This is a genomic window from Pseudomonas sp. Leaf15 (assembly GCF_001421425.1).
Classification (GTDB): domain Bacteria; phylum Pseudomonadota; class Gammaproteobacteria; order Pseudomonadales; family Pseudomonadaceae; genus Aquipseudomonas; species Aquipseudomonas salomonii.
Genome location: NZ_LMKI01000004.1, coordinates 133724 through 151958 on the forward strand (window position 1 = coordinate 133724; position 18235 = coordinate 151958).

Below are 18235 nucleotides of genomic sequence, written 5' to 3' on the forward strand. Positions count from 1 at the left end.
TGCTTTCATGGGCGCGAGACGGCGGGAATCGTTTTTTGTACAGGGTGGGGCTCCCGCGCGGTGATGACGCCGATCAGTGAAATCAGCAAGGCCAGGCCGATCGTCGAAGACACCTCGAAGCGATGCTCGGGGGTTAAAAGCATCACCGCCAATGCACAACAGATAAATACAATTACCGCCCAGGTGAGCCAGGGAAACAGCCACATTTTGAACGTCAGCAGAATATTGCGCTGTTGCAATACCTTGCGCATGCGCAATTGTGAAACGGCGATCACCAGGTACACCAGCAAGGCGATGGCGCCCGAACTGGCCAGCAAAAACTGGAACAGCCCAGCCGGCATGAAGTAACTGAGCAAGGTCACGCCAGCGCCCAGAATGGTGCTGGCAATCACAGCAGCCCTGGGCACACTCTGTGCCGAGGTCTTTTTCATCAAGGCCGGCGCGTCCCCACGCTTGCCCAGTGAATACAACATGCGCGAAGCAATGTAGATGGAGGAGTTCATGCAACTGGCCACCGCAATCAACACGACGACATCCACCAGCAGCTTGGCATGGGGAATGTTCATCATCTCCAGTGCACGCTGATAAGAGCCGACCGACGCCAGCAACGGGTCATTCCATGGCACCACGGAAATAACCACGAAGATCGATAACACGTAAAACACGCCGATGCGCCACATCACCGAACGTGTCGCCCGGGCGATATTCTGCGCCGGGTTGCTGGACTCCGCAGCCGCAATGGTGACGGCTTCAGTGCCGATAAAACTGAACATGATGGTAATGAATGCGCCGACGACGGCCGACAAACCATTAGGCGCAAAGCCTCCATGCTCATCCATCAGTCGACTCAAACCGCTGGCCTCCCGTTCGGGAATCCAGCCCATCAACACCGCGCCCCCCAGGCCGATAAAACCTATGATCGCCACCACCTTGGCCATCGCGAACCAGAACTCGAATTCGCCGTACTTGGACACACTGAACAAGTTGGTCACCACCAACAAAAAGATCGACAACAAGGCAAACAGCCAAGCGTCGATCTGCGGGAACCACTGGTTGAGAATATGCCCGGCGGCCAATGCTTCGATGGGAATCACAAGCACCCAGAACCACCAGTAAAGCCAGCCGATCGTGAACCCGGCCCAGCGGCCGATGGCTTGATCGGCATAGGTGGAGAAGGAGCCTGTGTCGGGGTTGGCGACCGCCATCTCTCCCAACATTCGCATTACCAGCACCACCAGCAGGCCGGAAAACAGGTAGGCCAGCATCACCGCCGGGCCCGCCGCCGCAATGGCGTGCCCAGACCCGACAAACAACCCTGCGCCGATAATCCCTGCAATGGAGAGCATGGTGACGTGACGCGGCTTGAAACCCTGCGCCAGCTGGCCGCTTGCATCCTTCGAACTTGGGCTGTTGATCATTCTTATTGTTCTCTTTGATCGACGTTAAGACGTACTGACTAGAGGGTCAGGCGATCATCATTTTCCAATGACGGGTCACAATACGCGGCCTTCCCAGCGCCAAAATAGCCTCATAGCGGCACACAAGCGCCTGATATCGACATGCAGTGCGCCCAGTCAGGCGGGATGCCTGCAACACGCGCGAACCTCTGCTCCGCCTCTTGTGCAGAAGCAGGCCTGACGCTGCAGTCATGGGCATAGCGAATCAGGGGGAATTGCTGATCAGGCCAACAGGTATCTCTTTTCGACGCCCCAATTGTGCAATCAGGTAGGCGACGGAGTCGGCGTTGTTAAGTACCGTAAGGATGCGTTTAAGCGCATTGGTACGGAAAACTCGCCGGGCATCGGCGAGGGTTTGGGTGCCGGTAACGGCGAGCAGCCTGTCGAGCACATGCTGGGTTGACGTGCCCTGTGCAGGGTCTGTTTTAAGGCCGGTTGCAATATCGACAACCTGGAACAACTCATGGGTCGGGGTATTGAGCGACAGCCTTGAAAGATGGCGGTTTTCCAGGGTTACTTTAGTGTTACGGCCCTCAGGCGTTTGGGGATCAATCAGGTCATCAAAGGGATGGGTTGAATGCACGTAAGCCAAGTCCAGCGTCTCACATACATGATGAGTGATTTCGTGAATGAGCGTCGTCGCACGGGCGTGGACGCTGACATAGAACGGTTTTGTCAACAAATGACCGTAGTTCAGACCTGGATTGAAAAACACCTCAGTCAAGTACACCAGTTGAAGGGGGTCGGGGACAATCGTAAAGGCCATCAACGTGTGTCCGCCCTGAATAGCCGGCAACCGCGAACGGCCAATGACAAATCGCGTTGAGTCCCAGGAGGTCAGTGAGGGTTCCATCAACGCGCTGCAGACCTTATCGACGATCTCCTGAATTTTTTCCAGGTGTTCGACCTCGAGCGTCTGCAAGCTGAAAAACGTTTTGATCTGTTTGACGAGCTCAGGTGCGGCAAGGGGTGTTTGTGCGATCAGGCGCAAATTTTCCTGGGCGTTCTTTGCATAAAACGTCGCCAAGGCAAGTGCATCGGTGATAACCCAGGATTCCCGAGCGTAAAGCGCTCGTATCTCGCGCATCCCGCTGGCCAATACATTCATGCTGGAGCGCGCATAGGGCTCGGAGTAGAAGCGATTAATTAATCGTGCAATTGCCCGTCGCCCCGTCAGCACTGGGCCTGCGCTACTGAGCATCCACTGTTGTCGAGGGTTTCTCTGTACCTCGGGACCGACTTCGCCATCACCGATGATGCGCCAACCCAGCCCATGCTTGATGACTTCGAACACTTTCCCTGCCACCGCCGCGTAGTAATGGTTGGAGGTCGATCGGTAAAGGTTGAGTGAGGTGTCTTTGATCAGGTTGGCCAAGCTCGGCTCAAGGACTTCGAAACGCTGGAGCCGGGTGCGGGACGCAGCGGTAATGTCCAGCGCGGGCCAGGACACCACAGAGGTCGCAGGTGTGGAAGGCGGCGGGATCGGCTCGGGTGCCGGGGACATGCCGCCGTCTGATACGGGAAGCATGGAATCGCTCAAACCGGCCAGCAAGGCAACACCATGGATGAAATGACCCAGTGCCTCATGCCATTGGTGGCTTTGCAGCTCTTCGGCAGAAGCCTTGAACAGTTTATAGCTCTGCCAGACCACCAAGGGGTAGGCCAGTTTGCCGGCAAAAAATACAGTGGCCGCCTGCACGCCTTCAGAGAACACGGCCTTGGCCGTATCCCAGGCACTGCCTGCATCAGCGGCTTTTTGGCAACCCAGCAGCGTTGTCAGCAGCTCGACATTGTCGGTGAACAGCTGTTTGAACAACGCAGCGTTGATGGGGTTGCTTGCCAGCTGAAGGGCGGTGCTGGCCTGGGGTTGCTCCATGGCGATTGTCAGTGCTGCAAGGTCAACGGCCGGGATCACCTGCCGAACCCAACGCTGTAATGCGCCGCAGGCTGTCAACTCCGCACATAGTGCAGCCTCAACGGTATATTCCTTGAGGGTGTAGCCTGGGCTATAGGGGGCATACAGGACTTGAGGCCCCTCGTCACCGGAGGCGGAACCGATCAAATAAGCCCCGGGAATCTTGATGGTTTTCTTCCCGTCATCGACCAACAGTTCCAGAGGGCGGATCATGGCGTTGGCACCCACCACTGTCGCACGGGCGATCGCATCGGGCATGTCCATGATCTGTTGAATGAACCCGAAGGCCGTCGGTGAAAGCTGGTCTTGCAACCTCATGCCGTGAGCGTATTGCATCAATTGCCACGGCAGTTGCTTGGCGAATCGCGTAGAACGTTGCTCAAAGTCCGGGCTGGCAGGACCCAGGAAGGATTTCAGGTACGTTTGGTAAGCCGCGTTGATGTTCAACGCCTGTATCCGCGTTTTCAGCGTCTGCGCTTTCAGGGTGGATGGCAACGGCGTTGTACCGGTGCTGGCGAAGAGGGGCACCTCATCCTTCCAGTACGACTGGTGACTCAATGCATAGTCCAGCAGGGATTGGTTGCGGGCAGGCGTACTGCCCTGCGCCGGTAACCCGACTTCGACTTCATCGGGTGTGACGCTGTCCTGAACGTCAAGGTCCTTGAGTAAAGCGCTGAGCTTCTTGTGCGTGAACTGCGCCAGTGAGTCGATCCCGTGCAGGTAATCCTGATTGTCGGTGACAGTGTTTCGGTACTGCTCCAGCAATTCGACGTAGAGCTGTTGATCCACTGCACAGGCTTTGCCCAACCATTGCAAACCCTGTCGCAGGATCATGGCTTCGACCATGTCCTTGGCACGCTGCACGTTGGTGGGCGCCAGGCTTTGTATGGCTTGAACCTGCCAGAGCTTACGCAACTGTTCGGCCGACAACTGCATGGACAGGATGTGCGCCAGTTCACGGTCTTTTTGTTGAGCGTAGGTTCGTTGCAAGTGCTCGACGAGGTTGTCTTCGATCAGTTCAAGGGCGCTGAATGCATAGCTCGGTTGTGCATCCCAGTCCGGTGGCGCCAGGTTCGCCAGGAAAGCCTGTCGCTCGTTGGGGATTGCCAGGCGTCGATCCATCTCTGCTTTGAAGTCATTTAACGAGTAGAACGTTTCCAGGCCCAACGCGGGCGTCCACAGCAGGGTGCGGCCGGAATATCGAGAATCAAGCCCGCCGCGCTCGGTCAGCACGAAACAGTTATTGAGTACCAGCGGCGTATTCTGCCCAGTCGGTACGACCTGCAAAGCAAACGCATCAGGGCGGAACCCGTTGACGCCAGGGCGTAAGTCTCTGGCGTAAATACCTAACACGGTCAACAGCACTTCGTAGTCGAGGGGCAATAAAGCGTTGTTCCAAAGCCTGACTTGCACTTCCCCTGTCAAGCCCATCTCCATTGCCTTTCTCAGCAAGGGCTGCAGGTTGGGGGACACGCCGTGGGTTCTACGCAGGTACTGTTTAAACCCAGCGACTGCACTGTTGATCAGCGTATTGAAGGTGGCGGCGTCGATGCCCGAGATCCTGGTGGCAGGTTTGTCAGGCGCCGTTGAGTAAACGTGGGTGTTCAGCGAATCAATAAGTGGGCCCGCTTCGCCACATAAACGCGCCAGAAAATAGTCGACCATACTGCTCGATGACAGCAGTTCAGGCTTGCCGGTGTTACTCGACGGGTTGCGGTATTGGCGTACCGAGAGGCACGCAGCCTGCAAGTGTTGCTGCTTGATAGCGTGCAGTTTGGTATTGAGAAAGGTGATAACGGAACGCTCCAGCGAGGGGCGAAACGCCAGGTGTTGTTCGATTTCGGCAGTGACGTTTTCGAGTAAATGCACCGTTGTGCGCATTGCAGCAAGCGTGGGTGGAACCCTGGGTTCAGTCGCCGTCGCAGTCCAGGTCTCTGCCAACTGGGTACTCCAACGCCCCATGGGTTCGAAGGTCAGTATTTTTGGGTCAATCATGTCACGCACATCCAGCACATGGTCGACCAGGGCGTCGAGGTCCATCGTGCCCTGGCTCAGGCGATACTGATCGAGGGCGTATTCAAGGTTGCGACCTTGTTTCTCAATGATGCCCTCCATGATGCGTTGGAAAATAACCCCGGTGATGGGGCCTTTGGTGACGTCGCAGGCCAGCAGGTCGACTTCGTTATAGCGTTCCGGCCTGGCCAGGTGCTTTCTCCAGGCATCGGCATGCTGCCGGGAGTTGAGACCATCAAGAAGGTGGGTTTTGAGTGCTCCCAGCTCGGTAAACGATTGCAGGCCTTGTTGAGGTGTATAGAGCAGCCAGGGCGAGCCATCGTCGCTTTTGTTACTGCTGATGATCAGCGTGCCTGCCAGCTCGGCGGGGGCCTGTTCAGGCTCACTCAGCAATGCCTTTTCAACATCAACCGCAGGAGCAAGCGTTGTCGCGGGCAGCGCAGCCTTGAGCGGCAAGGCCTGCAGTTGCAGACGCTGCTCAACCGTAATCGCAGGTTGAGTGTGTTGTTGTTGCTCCAGCGCCGCCGTGGAAAAGGCATTGGCCATGGCATGGGTAAAAAGTTGTAGCCGTGAGCCCCCGGTGGCAGCCGGCAGCGCCCAAAAAGTCTTGGGCTGTTGCTTCATATAGGCTTTCAAGCCCCGGGCCAATCCTTGGACTGACACATCCCAACGCAACTGATCATCAGCCTCTTGAGCAGGCTGCTGGGGGTTGTAGTAGCGCCGGGTTTCACCCGCAGGCCAGCCATTGGCGACGAAATACCTGAGCACAGTTTCGCTCAAGGAGCGGGTGGTCGTGTGTCGGGACGTGGGTGAATCAGCATTGCCTGATTCGCTGGAGGCGTCGATGACATAACTCTGCACCTGGATTTGGCGCTGATCCACACCCGTAAAAGACTGCGCCAACTTGGAGGAAATGTATTCATCCAGCAGAGCAGTGAAACTGGGCAGCTTGAGCAGCTCCTCGCGCATCAAGCGCGCATTTTCGAGCAGGTTATTGGAGAGGGTCGTATGTTGTGCTTCGAAGACAGCGCCAGCCACGGTCTGTGCGGTAATCGTCAGGGTAGCAGTAGGCGTCAGGGTTACTTGCTGGGAGATGGAAAGGTAATCAAGCAACGCCTGGCGCTGTGACGAGTCTTTGAGCCACGACTTCAGTTGCGTCTTGAGTGTTTCATGGCTTTCCAGTTTTTCCAGACCACGAGCGGGTGTATAGAGAACAACCCCGCCTTCCGGGGCGGGGCTCATGACGAATGCGCCCGCCAATTCAATCGCCGATTGACCGAGCACCTTCAGTTTCAGGGTTTGCACGTGCATCGGCACTTTTTGTGCCCGCCGCAAAGCATCGGTGGCCAGATAGACCGAGTCGAACCAGTCAAGGTCCTTGAGGGTAAAATTGCGAGCGCGTTGGCGCTCGCTTAGCTGCGTGCGATCGGTTTGGGTTTCGCTGAAAAAATACGGTGAGGCGTCAGTGCTCATTGAGTGTTCTCCGGGCCGGATTGGCTGCTGAAGATCACTCTGGCGTTTCAAGTTTCAGCCGAGGGGCTACATATGCACCAGTGCGTCATGCTCCAGTGGAATGCTCGACGCATCGCTCGCCTGCACCCCGCAAACGCGCAAGTGCGCTCAATAACGTACCGGTATCGCCCTCAGTAAAGCCTGGCGTGCCAACCTTTATGCGTGAGTGAGGTACCAGCGCCAGTCCTGTTCTCCGATTTCAGCATTGAATTGACGGAACTCGCGCCACTTGATCGCCAGGAACACCTTCAGGAACTCAGCGCCCAGCGCCTCACGCGCCCAGGTTGAACGTTGCAGTGCCTGCAACGCTGTCAGCCAGTCGGTGGGTAGAAAATCGGTCGCCTGTTCATAGCCATTGCCCACAATCGCCGCGCCGGGATCGCTTTGATGCGTGATGCCGTAGTGAATGCCCGCCAGTAACGCGGCAGCGGCGAGATAGGGGTTGGCATCGGCGCCGCAAATGCGGTGTTCGATGTGCCGACTGATGGCAGGGCCGCCGGGCACGCGGAACGAAACGGTACGGTTGTTGACGCCCCAACTTTTAGCCAGCGGCGCGTAACTACCGGTCTGGAAGCGTCGATAGGAATTGGCGTGGGGGCAAAATATCGCCAGCGAGTCAAACAAGGTCTCCATCATCCCGCCGATGGAGTGCCGCAACAGTGGCGTGCCCTGTGGGTCTTCGCTCGCATACAGGTTATTGCCGTGCTCGTCGGCAAGGCTGACGTGCAGGTGCATACCGCTGCCGGCCTGATCGCTGAATGGCTTGGCCATAAAGCACGCTTGCAGCCCATGTTTGTTGGCCACACCCTTGACCAGGCGTTTGTAACGTACGCCTTCATCAATGGCCTGGAGTGCGTCGAACCGATGCTCCAGCGTCAACTCGACCTGGCCTGGCGCGTACTCGGATATCGCCGTACGTACCGGCAAGCCCTGCAGCGCGCACGCCGCGTAGAGGTCATCCAGAAACGGTTGCAGCTGCTCCAGCTCGTAGACGCCATAAACCTGTGGTGCAACAGGGCGTACGCCATTGGCCTGCAACGCCGGCTGCGGCCGACCGTTGACGTCGCGTTGTCGGTCCAGCAGGTAAAACTCCAACTCAACCGCCATGACCGGATGCAATCCATCGGCTTTCAGCCGCTCGATGGTGTTCACCAGTACGTGGCGCGGGTCCGCCGGTGCGGCGGGAATACCTTGGGTCGGGTGCATGCTCACCTGCACTTGACCGGTGGGGTTGGTGCGCCAGGGTTGCAAGGTCAGGCTTCCCGCCAACGGGTATGTCCAACAATCGGCGTCGGCAACCTCCCAGACCAAGCCGGTGTCTTCTACGTCTTCACCCTGCACGGTCAAGGCGAGAATGGAACTGGGCAATGGCCGACCATTTTCGTAGATCGCCAGCAGTTCGTCGCGATGCAACAGTTTGCCCCGTGGAACGCCATTCGCGTCGATAAGGAACAACTCGATGCTCAGCACTTCAGGGTGGGCGGCCAGATAATCCAGGGCCTCTTTTTTATCCGCAAATTGCATGTCAAACCTCTTGGCGCTCATTCAAGCGACTGGCAATATTTAAGAACAATGGCGTTTTCAGACGTGCCGTTATCAAGCAATAACCCGCGCGCCAGGCAGGGCAAGCAGCGTGGTCAGCGCGTTATCCAACTCAGCGATCAGCCTGTCGATATCCGCGTCACGTGTCTGCGGGCAGCACAGGGTCATGTTGTGAAAAGGCGTGATCAGAATTCCGCGATTGATCAGATAGAGATGCAGCGCCATTTGGAGGCTGTCGTGAAAAGCCGCCTCGGCTTGCGCGCCTGTTCTTGGCGGTGTGGCACAGAATTGAAATTCACAACGCGCGCCCAACTCTGTTACCGACCAGTTCAGCTGGTGCCGCTTGAACAAACCTCGAAACCCCTGGGCCAACCTTGAGGCCAGCGCCAGCATGTGCTCGTAGGCAGACTCGGTCATGACCTCTTCGAGACTGACGCGCATGCAGCGCATCGCCAGTGCGTTGGCCGACAGCGTCGTTCCCATGCCACTGTGGCCATGCCCGCCGCTCTCCTCGCTGATGGCCTTCTGGACGTCGCGCATGGCCGAGGCGATTGGCTCGCTAACGCCAAACACCGCGCAAGGCACGCCACCTGCAATGGGTTTACCCACCACAAAAAAGTCGGGTTTCAAATCCCACTGGCGCGTGCATCCACCGAGGCCGGTGGAAATAGTGTGGGTCTCATCAATGACCAACAGGCTGCCATATTTAAGGGTCAGCTCTCGACACGTTTGCATGAACCCCGGATCCGGCAGGACCATGCCAATGTTCGTCATTGCCGGCTCGCACATCAGCGCGCACACGTCACCCTGAGCTAACGCCGCCTCCAGTGCGGCGACATCGTTGAAGGGGATGGATCGACTGTATTGGCTCAAGTCGTAGGCTTGGCCCACAAGACCTGAACGGTGCACTGTTTTGCCGTCGCGGTAGCGCACCATCACGTCATCCACGGTGCCGTGGTAGCAGCCATCGAACACCAGCAAGACCTTGCGGCGGGTGATAGCGCGCGCCCAGCGCAGCACATAACGGTTGGCATCGGTCGCATTGGCGGTCACTTGCCAGTAAGGCAGCTCGAATCGCTCAGCCAGCAACTCACCGCAGACCACCGCGTCTTCGCCCGGCAGCATCGTGGTCAAGCCATTGTTCGCCTGTTCGGCTATGGCGCGGGCAACAGGATCAGGTGAATGACCAAACATCGTGCCGGTGTCGCCGAGGCAAAAGTCGATGTATTCATGCCCGTCAACGTCGGTGAAGCGCGCACCTTTGGCACGCTGGACGAAGAGCGGCGAAGGCATCGACCAATCGCTCATCCAGTGCATGGGCACACCGTTGAACAGATTCGCCTTGGCGCGCTCGGCCAGCGCCAGTGAAGTGGGGTTGTTTTGTATAAACCGGGCACGCTCGGAGGCGGTAAAAGCAGCAATCGCTGATTCACTGATTCCACTTTTCGACATGATCAATACCCCATGTTAATTATCAAATTAATTAAAAGTTCGTTGCTCAATGACAGCCGGATACGGCTCAAAGAACTCAACTGTTCCTTGATACATCGCGCTGTTATAAATCTCGGTTATAGCCCCCGCCCACTATCTTGGATTGAGCGCGCTGGAACGTATTCAAACTTAATAATCGCCGTGAGGGGCCTTGTTCTCGACCAGACAGTTCCCGCCATCCACCACAAGGACTTCCCCCGTGATGTAGCTGGCGTCAGGCGATGCCAGAAATGCAACCGCCGCCGCCACTTCGCGGGGGCTGCCTGCGCGCCCTATCGGGGTGAAGCGCCCTGCCTCGGCCTCAACGGGGGTGGTTGAGCCCGTGGTGATCCAGCCGGGGGCCACGCTGTTGACGGTAATCCCCTGCCTGGCAACTTCAAGCGCAAGCCCCATGTTCATGCCCACCATCGCGGCCTTGGCGGCGCTATACGCGGCTTCCCCCGGATTGCTCCCGCGGGTGCCCGTGGTGGAACTGATATTGACAATGCGCCCGTAACGTCTCGCCTTCATGCCGGGCAACACGGCTCGGGTCAGCAGAAAGGCAGTGGTCAGGTTTCGGGCCAGTGAAACGTTCCAGTCATGCAGTTCCATCGACGCCAATTCCGAGAAAATCTCAGGGCTGCCGTGCATGGACATACCGGCATTGTTCACCAGAATATCGACCTGCCCCCTGACTGACTCTGCCCAGAGGCTGAAGTCTCGCACCTGACTTTCATCGGTAAGATCAGTGGGCCTGCCTTCAACTTCAAACCCTTCAAGGCGCAGCTCTTTAACCCGATCCACAATGCGGTTGCTGCTGGCAGTGATGATCAACTTCGCCCCGGATGCACCCAGCCTGCGGGCAATCGCCATGCCGATCCCGGATTCACTCCCGGCACCACTGACGAGTGCAACATGCCCTCTCAATTCTTGACCCAACATGGTGTGCCCCACGTATTTAACTTGAAAGAGAGTAGAAACTAGGCGAATAAATCTGATACATAAAGACAATCATCATCAGAAAATCTGACAACCCCCATGGCGTTTACCAGTGAGTCACTTAAAATTTTCCTCTCGGTCATCGACAGCGGATCCTTTTCGGCGGCGGCGCGAAAATTAGGCCGGGTGCCCTCGGCCGTTAACATGGCGGTGTCGCAGCTTGAAGCAGAGCTGGATTTGTTGCTTTTTGACCGATCAACTCGCAAAGCTATTCCCACGGCCGCCGCCAAGGCACTTGAGCCCCAGGCACGACAGGTCGCGAGCCAGATAAACCTGCTGGATGCCCATGCCCTCCAGCTGCATCAGGGGTTGGAGGAGCGCCTGGTCTTTGCGATGGCGCCGGAGTTGCAAACAGGCGTATGGAATCGTCCGCTGGCGATTATCGCCAGGGAGTTTCCCACGCTGGAAATCGAGATTCGCTCCGCGTCCCATCCGGAGGCAATGCGCATGCTCCATGAAGGGCGTGTGCAATTGGCACTTGGATTTGAACGACCTGGGCTTGACGAGCGGGAAACATTTCTTGAAGCGGGGAGCCAGTTGTTAGTCGCGGTTGCTGCTCCAGATCACCCTGCGGCCGCCGGCAAGAAAAGCCCCTTGAGCGAGGAGCAACTGGTCAACGTTCGGCAGATCATCGTTGCCACAGGAGGGCCTGCAGACTCTGACCCACGTGTTGTGCTGTCGCGGCGGATTTGGCACAGCGACAATTATCTGGCCACGCTGGACCTGGTGCAGCAGGGGTTGGGTTGGGCTTACCTTCCAAAATCGCTGGTACACCCTCTCATCACCTCAGGCGCATTGACGGAGGTGGTGTTTGACTACATGCCGAGTCAGATGCGGCTATGGGTCGATATCATCTGGATAAAAAACCGCCCCCTGGGACTGGGCGCGCTTCGTTACCTGAGCCTGATACGCGAAATTACGCAGGGCGAGCCTCGTCGTACTTGATGAGTCAACGTGCACATTGAGGCTTGCGGCGGCGCCAACCCGCCGTCGCGAAGATCAAACAACTCATCCCTCCGTCATTATTAGCCGTCTGGCTCAGCGCTTGTGTAGCCGCTCACCAAACCGCGATATGCGAATCCGCCCGTGGTTCAGTGCCGCCGCACAACACGCCGGTGGCCGGGTCACGCAGGATGATCTGCCCTCGCCCGTAGTCGGTCAGGTCGCTGTCGGTCTGCACCTTGTGCCCGCGTCGCGCCAGCGCATTGACCAGGTCGCGGGACGCGCCGTGTTCGATGCCGACCTTCATGTCGCCCAGCCATTGCCAGCGCGGTGCGTCGAGGGCCGCCTGGGGGTTGAGGCCGAAGTCCACCAGGTTCATCACCATCTGCACATGGCCCTGGGGCTGCATATAACCGCCCATCACGCCGAACGGTCCAAGGGCCTCGCCGTCCTTGCTGAGAAAACCCGGAATGATGGTGTGGAAGGTTTTCTTGCCCGGTGCCAGGCAATTGGCATGGGACTCATCGAGGCTGAATTCCTGCCCGCGATTCTGCAAGGCGATGCCGCTGTCGGGCAGCACCACGCCGGAGCCGAAACCGTGGTAGTTGCTCTGGATGAACGAAACCATATTGCCTTCGGCGTCGGCGGTCGCCAGGTACACCGTGCCGCTGGCATGGGGGGTGCCGGGTTTGGGCGGCTGAGCCTGCTCGCCGATCTCGCCACGGCGACGGCTGCTGTAGTCGTCACTCAGCAGGTCGGCCACCGCCACGCGCATGTGCGCAGGGTCGGTGATGTAATGCAGGCCGTCGCTGTAGGCCAGCTTCATGGCTTCCAGCTGGCGATGCCAGGTTTGCTGGCTGTCACGGTGATCGAAGTTGAAGCCTTCGAGGATCTTCAGCGCCATCAGTGCAACCAGGCCCTGGCCGCTCGGCGGGATTTCCCAAACATCCACGCCCCGGTAATTGATGTGGATCGGCTCCACCCACTGCGCTCGATAACCTTCGAGGTCGCTGGCGCGCAGGTAACCACCGCCGGCGCGCGAATGCGCGTCCAGGCGCTCGGCCAGAGCGCCGCGATACAGGCTTTCGCAGCCGGTGTCGGCAAGTTCTTCCAGGGTACGGGCCTGGGCCGGGTTGCGGAAAATCTCGCCTGCCCGAGGCGCGCGCCCGTCAATGAGGAAGGTGTCGAACCAGGCTTGCAGCACGTCATCGCGGTGCGGGCTGAATTCGTTCAAGGATATCTGCCATTGATGGGCAACCACCGGCGACAACGGGAAACCGTCGCGCGCCAGGCTGATGGCCGGCTGCAGCAAATCGGCAAACGGCAATTTACCGAAGCGTTTGGACAATTCGGCCCACGCCGACGGGCAACCGGGCACCGTCACCGAGGTCCAGCCGTACAGCGGCATCTGTTGATGCCCCGCCGCCTTGACCGCCTCGATACTCAAGGCGGCGGGCGCATGGCCATTGCCGTTCAGGCCATGCAACTGCCCCTTGCACCACACCAGCGCAAAGGCATCGCCGCCCAGGCCACAACCGGTGGGCTCTACAACGGTCAGCGCAGCGGCGGTGGCGATGGCGGCATCAATGGCATTGCCGCCCTTTTGCATGATTTCGATGCCGGCCTGAGATGCCAGCGGTTGCGAGGCGGCGACCATGCCTCGACGCGCGAACACGCTCTGGCGTTGCGAGGAATAGGGGTATTCGTGAGCGGAGAATTTCAACATGGCAAAGGCTCTTCAAAAAAAGGTCATAACACGCGGCTGAGAAACGCCCGGGTACGCGGATGGCTGGGGTGGCTGAAAATCTGCTCCGGCGGCCCTTGTTCGATCAATTCACCCTGATCGAGCACCACCACGCGGTCGGCCACTTCACGGGCAAAGCCCATTTCGTGGGTGACCACCACCATCGTCATGCCCTCCTCGGCCAGTTCCTTCATCACCTGCAGCACTTCGCCGACGGTTTCCGGGTCGAGGGCGCTGGTGGGTTCGTCGAACAGCATCGCCTGGGGTTTCATCGCCAGTGCACGGGCAATCGCCACCCGCTGCTGCTGGCCGCCGGAGAGCATCGACGGATAGTGGCTGGCCTTGTCCGCCAGGCCGACCCGCGCCAGCAAGCCCCGGGCCTGCTCCAGCGCCTGGGCACGCGATACGCCGAGCACCTGGATTGGCGCTTCGATGATGTTTTCCAATGCAGTCATGTGCGGGAACAGGTTGAAGCGCTGGAACACCATGCCGATATCGCGGCGCTGGCGGGCAATGTTGCGCTCCGAATCGCGCACTAGGCTGCCATCGGCGCGTTCGCGATAGCCCATGGCGCGGCCGTTGACGCGAATGCGCCCGCCCTGGATGTCTTCAAGCAGGTTGATGCAGCGGATAAAGGTGGTCTTGCCGGAGCCGGAGGCGCCGATCAGCACCACCACTTCGCCACGCCGCACTTGCAGGGAGATGCCCTTGAGGATCTGCAACTCGCCGAACGACTTCTGGATATCCTGTGCGTCAATGATCAGCTCTTCACTTTGGTGCGCCATGGTTAACGTCCCCTCAGCAGTTTAAGGGTGCTGCGACCGAACATGCGGCTGGCGGCCGGAGGTGGCGCCGAAGGTCGATCGGACTGGCCGAAACGGTGTTCGAGCCAGCGCTGGAAAAAGCCCCACAACGTGGTCAGGGTCAGGAAGTAAATCGCGACGACCAGGTACAACTCGAATACGCGAAACGTCGCCGAGGTCACCATCTGCGTGCTGAGCAACAGCTCCTGCACGCCGATCACACTCACCAGCGTGGTGTTCTTGAGCATCACATTGAACTCATTGCCCAGCGGCGGCACGATCACCCGAAATGCCTGGGGCAACACGATGCGCCGCATCAGCTTGCCGAACCCCATGCCCAGGGAACGCCCGGCTTCGTACTGGCCCTTGTCCACCGCGCCAATGCCGGCGCGGATGATTTCGGCCATGTACGCGCCTTCATTCAGGCCCAGGGCGATGATCGCCGCCTGGATATTGCCGGGGATGATCAGCCCGAACAGCTCGATGTCCTCGAAGCGGAAGATCCCGCCCGCTGCCAGTGCGGTGTACAAAAACACGATCTGCACCAGCAACGGCGTACCGCGCATCAGCCACACATAAAGGCGTACCGGCAGGTGCAGCAGCGGGTTCTTCGACAGGCGCAACAGCGCCGCCGCCAGGCCCAGCGCACAGCCGAGCAGCATCGCCAGCACGCTGATCAGGCACGTCAGCCACAGCCCGGTGAGGTAGACCCCACTGGGCTGCAGCAGGTATTGCCAGAACACATCCCAATTGAAATTCATCGTGATAGAACCTCAGTCAAGTGAGTCGCTGCTGACATGCCATTTGTTGAGCAATTGCACATAGCTGCCGTCGCTGCGCATATCGCTGATGATCTGCTGCACGGCGGCGGTCAGTTGCGGGTCGTCCTTGCGCATGCCCAGGCCGGTGAGGATGCGGCTGAATGCAGGCACCCCTTCCTGAAACAGCTCCGGGGCCATTGCCGCGTAGTAACCGGCGGTTTCCACGGTGGTGCCATAGGCGTCGACCTGGCTGATGCGCAGCGCCTGGAATGCATCGGTGTCGGTGTTGTAGACCACCAGTTTCATCGGTGGCTTGCCGGCCTTGGCGAGGCTCTCGTTCTGGGTGTCGAGCAGGGTCTTGATGGTAGAACCGTTGAGCACCGCCACCTTGCGCGTGGACAGATCATCCAGGGTCTTGATGCCTTTGGGGTTGCCCTTGGGCACCACCACCGCCTGGCTGGAATACATGTAGTTGACGATGTCGATCACCTGGCGCCGCTCGGGTTTGTCGAACAACTGGTCGACGATCATGTCGCACTGCTGGGCAAGCAGTGCCGGCACCAGGCCGGAAAACGGAATGACCCGCCATTGCACGGTTTTATTGCCCAGGCGCTTGGCGATTTCCAGGCCCAGGTCGACGGTGAGCCCACGCGGTTTCTGGGATTCGTCGAAGGACACCAGGGGCGGTGAATCCATCCCCGAGCAATAGGTGAGTTTGTCGACGCTCTTCAGGCGCTCAGGCACCTGGACTGCGGCGCCGGCCCATTGTGTACAGAGACCCAGGGTGACAGCCACCAGCAAGGCGCGGTGTTGTTTATGCATGACCAGACACTCCACTTCGTTAAATAACGGGGCAGGAATCAACGTCTAAACATGGGCGGGTTGGGACCCGCCTCTTTTATTTTTCCAATTGCAGAAATTGAATCAGCAGCGGCACGGTGCTTTCGATGTGTTCGCGTACCACAGCTTCGGCACCGGCGGCGTCACCGGCGCGAATCGCGTCGAGGATTACCGCGTGTTCCTGGCGTGCGCTGAGGGGTTTTTCGCTGTGCTGCAGCCACAAGCGCATGGGCGCTTCCACCAGCGAATACAACGCCGAAATCTGCTTGAGCAAGCGTGGCCGGCCGCTGAGCCCGCACAGGTATTCGTGAAAGGCACGGTGGCAACGGACCCACGCGGCGCTCTCGTCGCGGTAGTCATCCATCTCGTCCAGCAGCCGCTCCAGAGCCGCCATCTGGCGCTCACCGATACGGCTGACCGCGACGCGCACCGCCAGGCCTTCCAGTGCGCTGCGCATCTCGAACACCTCGTGCAGCTCAGCGATATCCAGGCCGCTGACGATGGCACCGCGATTGGGCCGCAGCGTCACCAGGCCCTGAGCGTCCAGGCGGCGGAATGCCTCACGCACCGGCATGCGGCTCATGCCGATCTCGCTGGCGATATCCTCGGCGATCAGGCGATCGCCCTTGCGGAAACGACCGCCGCAGATGGCGTCGAGGAGGAAGTTGTAGGCCTCCTCCTCGGCAGTGAGGGGCTGGCGGTCAACGTAAGCGGGGGCAAATTGCATTGGCAGCCTCTTTGTATTTTTGTATCCAATTATCCACGAATACAAAAAAGCATAACGCGTGCCAACACCTCGCTCAGAAAGTTACTCATTGATTTAAATGAAGTCTTCCGTTCGGGTGGGGAAAATTGCGCAAAGCGGGTAAAGCGATTTGCTACCAAATGACGCAGCAACTTCCCATTTCTGCGCAAGAAAGTAGCGGATGTCCGGTGAAGGGCATGGTGACGCCTGATGATCTACACAGGGTATTTTTTGGCAGGCCTTTCTTTGCCATCAGCGCACCAAAAGCTTCCCGATCAATGGATCCAGTAAAATCGCATTGATCGATAACCGCCCAAAATAACCTTAAAAATACTGATTCATACATTGACTCCCAGCTGCTCTAGAAATTTAATGGATCCATTAAACAAAAATAATTAACCAGCCAGAGAGTTGCCATGTATCCCAAAAACACTTGGTACGTCGCCTGCACACCCGATGAAATCGCCCAAAAACCCCTGGGTCGGCAGATCTGCGGTGAAAAAATGGTGTTTTATCGTGGCCCTGAAGGCAGCGTCGTCGCCATCGAGGACTTCTGCCCCCATCGCGGCGCACCGCTTTCGCTGGGTTATGTCGAAAATGGCAACCTGGTGTGCGGCTATCACGGCCTGGTCATGGGAGCCGACGGTAAGACCGTCGAAATGCCCGGGCAGCGGGTGCGTGGTTTTCCGTGCAACAAGACCTTTGCCGCGGTTGAACGCTATGGCTTTATCTGGGTATGGCCCGGCGATCAGGCCCTCGCCGATCCGGCGCTGATTCATCACCTGGAATGGGCAGTGAGTGACCAGTGGGCGTACGGCGGCGGGCTGTTTGATATCCAGTGCGATTACCGCCTGATGATCGACAACCTGATGGACCTGACCCACGAAACCTACGTGCACGCTTCCAGCATCGGCCAAAAGGAAATCGATGAAGCGCCTCCCGTCACCACGGTTGAAGGCGACGAAGTCGTCACCGCCCGGCACATGGAAAACATCCTGGCTCCGCCGTTCTGGCGCATGGCCCTGCGCGGTAACAACCTCGCCGACGATGTGCCGGTGGACCGCTGGCAGATCTGTCGCTTCACCCCGCCCAGCCATGTGCTGATCGAAGTCGGCGTGGCCCACGCCGGCAAGGGCGGCTACCACGCAGCGCCCGAACACAAGGCGGCAAGTATCGTGGTCGACTTCATCACCCCGCAGACCGAGACGTCGATCTGGTATTTCTGGGGCATGGCGCGCAACTTCAACCCTCAGGATGAGGCGCTGACCGCCAGCATTCGCGAAGGCCAAGGGAAGATTTTCAGCGAGGACCTGGAAATGCTCGAGCGTCAGCAGCAGAACCTGCTGGCCCATCCGCAACGCAACCTGCTCAAGTTGAATATCGATGCCGGCGGCGTGCAGTCGCGCAAAATCCTGGAGCGACTGATCGCCAAGGAACGCACCCTCGAACCACAACTGATCACGACCACCACCGCCTGAACGGCGCCACAACT

12 protein-coding genes are annotated in these 18235 nt (G+C 58.6%); 2 read left to right on the forward strand and 10 right to left on the reverse strand.

Going from position 1 to position 18235, the window contains the following annotated elements; translation table 11 throughout:
* Window positions 1–5: 5 nt before the first annotated feature.
* The 5 genes from gabP to ASE80_RS05390 all read right to left on the reverse strand — a co-directional run bounded on the left by gabP (window position 6) and on the right by ASE80_RS05390 (window position 10851).
* Complete coding sequence (gene gabP, locus ASE80_RS05370; protein WP_371920510.1) at window positions 6–1418, reverse strand: GABA permease; 1413 nt, start codon at window positions 1416–1418, stop codon at window positions 6–8.
* A 244-nt stretch (window positions 1419–1662) separates the two neighbouring features.
* Entirely contained in the window at window positions 1663–6858 is a 5196-nt protein-coding gene (locus ASE80_RS05375; protein ID WP_056857987.1) for a dermonecrotic toxin domain-containing protein, read from the reverse strand.
* 195 nt (window positions 6859–7053) lie between these two features.
* A complete protein-coding gene (locus ASE80_RS05380) occupies window positions 7054–8421 on the reverse strand; it encodes a glutamine synthetase family protein (RefSeq protein WP_056857988.1) in 1368 nt (455 codons plus the stop codon).
* A 72-nt stretch (window positions 8422–8493) separates the two neighbouring features.
* Window positions 8494–9891, reverse strand: coding sequence for an aspartate aminotransferase family protein (locus tag ASE80_RS05385; RefSeq protein WP_056857989.1), 1398 nt, complete (start codon window positions 9889–9891; stop codon window positions 8494–8496).
* A 168-nt stretch (window positions 9892–10059) separates the two neighbouring features.
* Window positions 10060–10851, reverse strand: coding sequence for an SDR family NAD(P)-dependent oxidoreductase (locus ASE80_RS05390; RefSeq protein WP_056857990.1), 792 nt, complete (start codon window positions 10849–10851; stop codon window positions 10060–10062).
* A 96-nt stretch (window positions 10852–10947) separates the two neighbouring features.
* Here ASE80_RS05390 and ASE80_RS05395 point away from each other — a divergent pair, with 96 nt between their 5' ends.
* Window positions 10948–11853: a LysR family transcriptional regulator gene (locus tag ASE80_RS05395; protein ID WP_056857991.1), complete on the forward strand. Its 906-nt coding sequence runs from the start codon at window positions 10948–10950 to the stop codon at window positions 11851–11853.
* 112 nt (window positions 11854–11965) lie between these two features.
* Here ASE80_RS05395 and ASE80_RS05400 read toward each other — a convergent pair whose 3' ends face one another.
* The 5 genes from ASE80_RS05400 to ASE80_RS05420 all read right to left on the reverse strand — a co-directional run bounded on the left by ASE80_RS05400 (window position 11966) and on the right by ASE80_RS05420 (window position 16725).
* Window positions 11966–13576, reverse strand: coding sequence for a gamma-glutamyltransferase family protein (locus tag ASE80_RS05400; protein ID WP_056857992.1), 1611 nt, complete (start codon window positions 13574–13576; stop codon window positions 11966–11968).
* Window positions 13577–13599: 23 nt separating this feature from the next.
* Window positions 13600–14379 (reverse strand): amino acid ABC transporter ATP-binding protein, encoded by a 780-nt coding sequence (locus tag ASE80_RS05405; RefSeq protein WP_056857993.1) that lies wholly within the window; start codon window positions 14377–14379, stop codon window positions 13600–13602.
* Window positions 14380–14381: 2 nt separating this feature from the next.
* Complete coding sequence (locus ASE80_RS05410) at window positions 14382–15158, reverse strand: amino acid ABC transporter permease (protein ID WP_056857994.1); 777 nt, start codon at window positions 15156–15158, stop codon at window positions 14382–14384.
* A gap of 12 nt (window positions 15159–15170) precedes the next feature.
* On the reverse strand, window positions 15171–15980 hold the full coding sequence (locus ASE80_RS05415; RefSeq protein WP_056857995.1) for an ABC transporter substrate-binding protein: 810 nt from the start codon (window positions 15978–15980) through the stop codon (window positions 15171–15173).
* A gap of 76 nt (window positions 15981–16056) precedes the next feature.
* Window positions 16057–16725 carry a GntR family transcriptional regulator gene (locus ASE80_RS05420; protein ID WP_056857996.1) on the reverse strand — a complete coding sequence of 223 codons (669 nt, stop codon included), beginning with the start codon at window positions 16723–16725 and terminating at the stop codon, window positions 16057–16059.
* 434 nt (window positions 16726–17159) lie between these two features.
* Between ASE80_RS05420 and ASE80_RS05425 the strand changes: the two genes are divergently transcribed.
* A complete protein-coding gene (locus ASE80_RS05425) occupies window positions 17160–18221 on the forward strand; it encodes an aromatic ring-hydroxylating oxygenase subunit alpha (RefSeq protein WP_056857997.1) in 1062 nt (353 codons plus the stop codon).
* The last annotated feature ends 14 nt before the right edge of the window (window positions 18222–18235 follow it).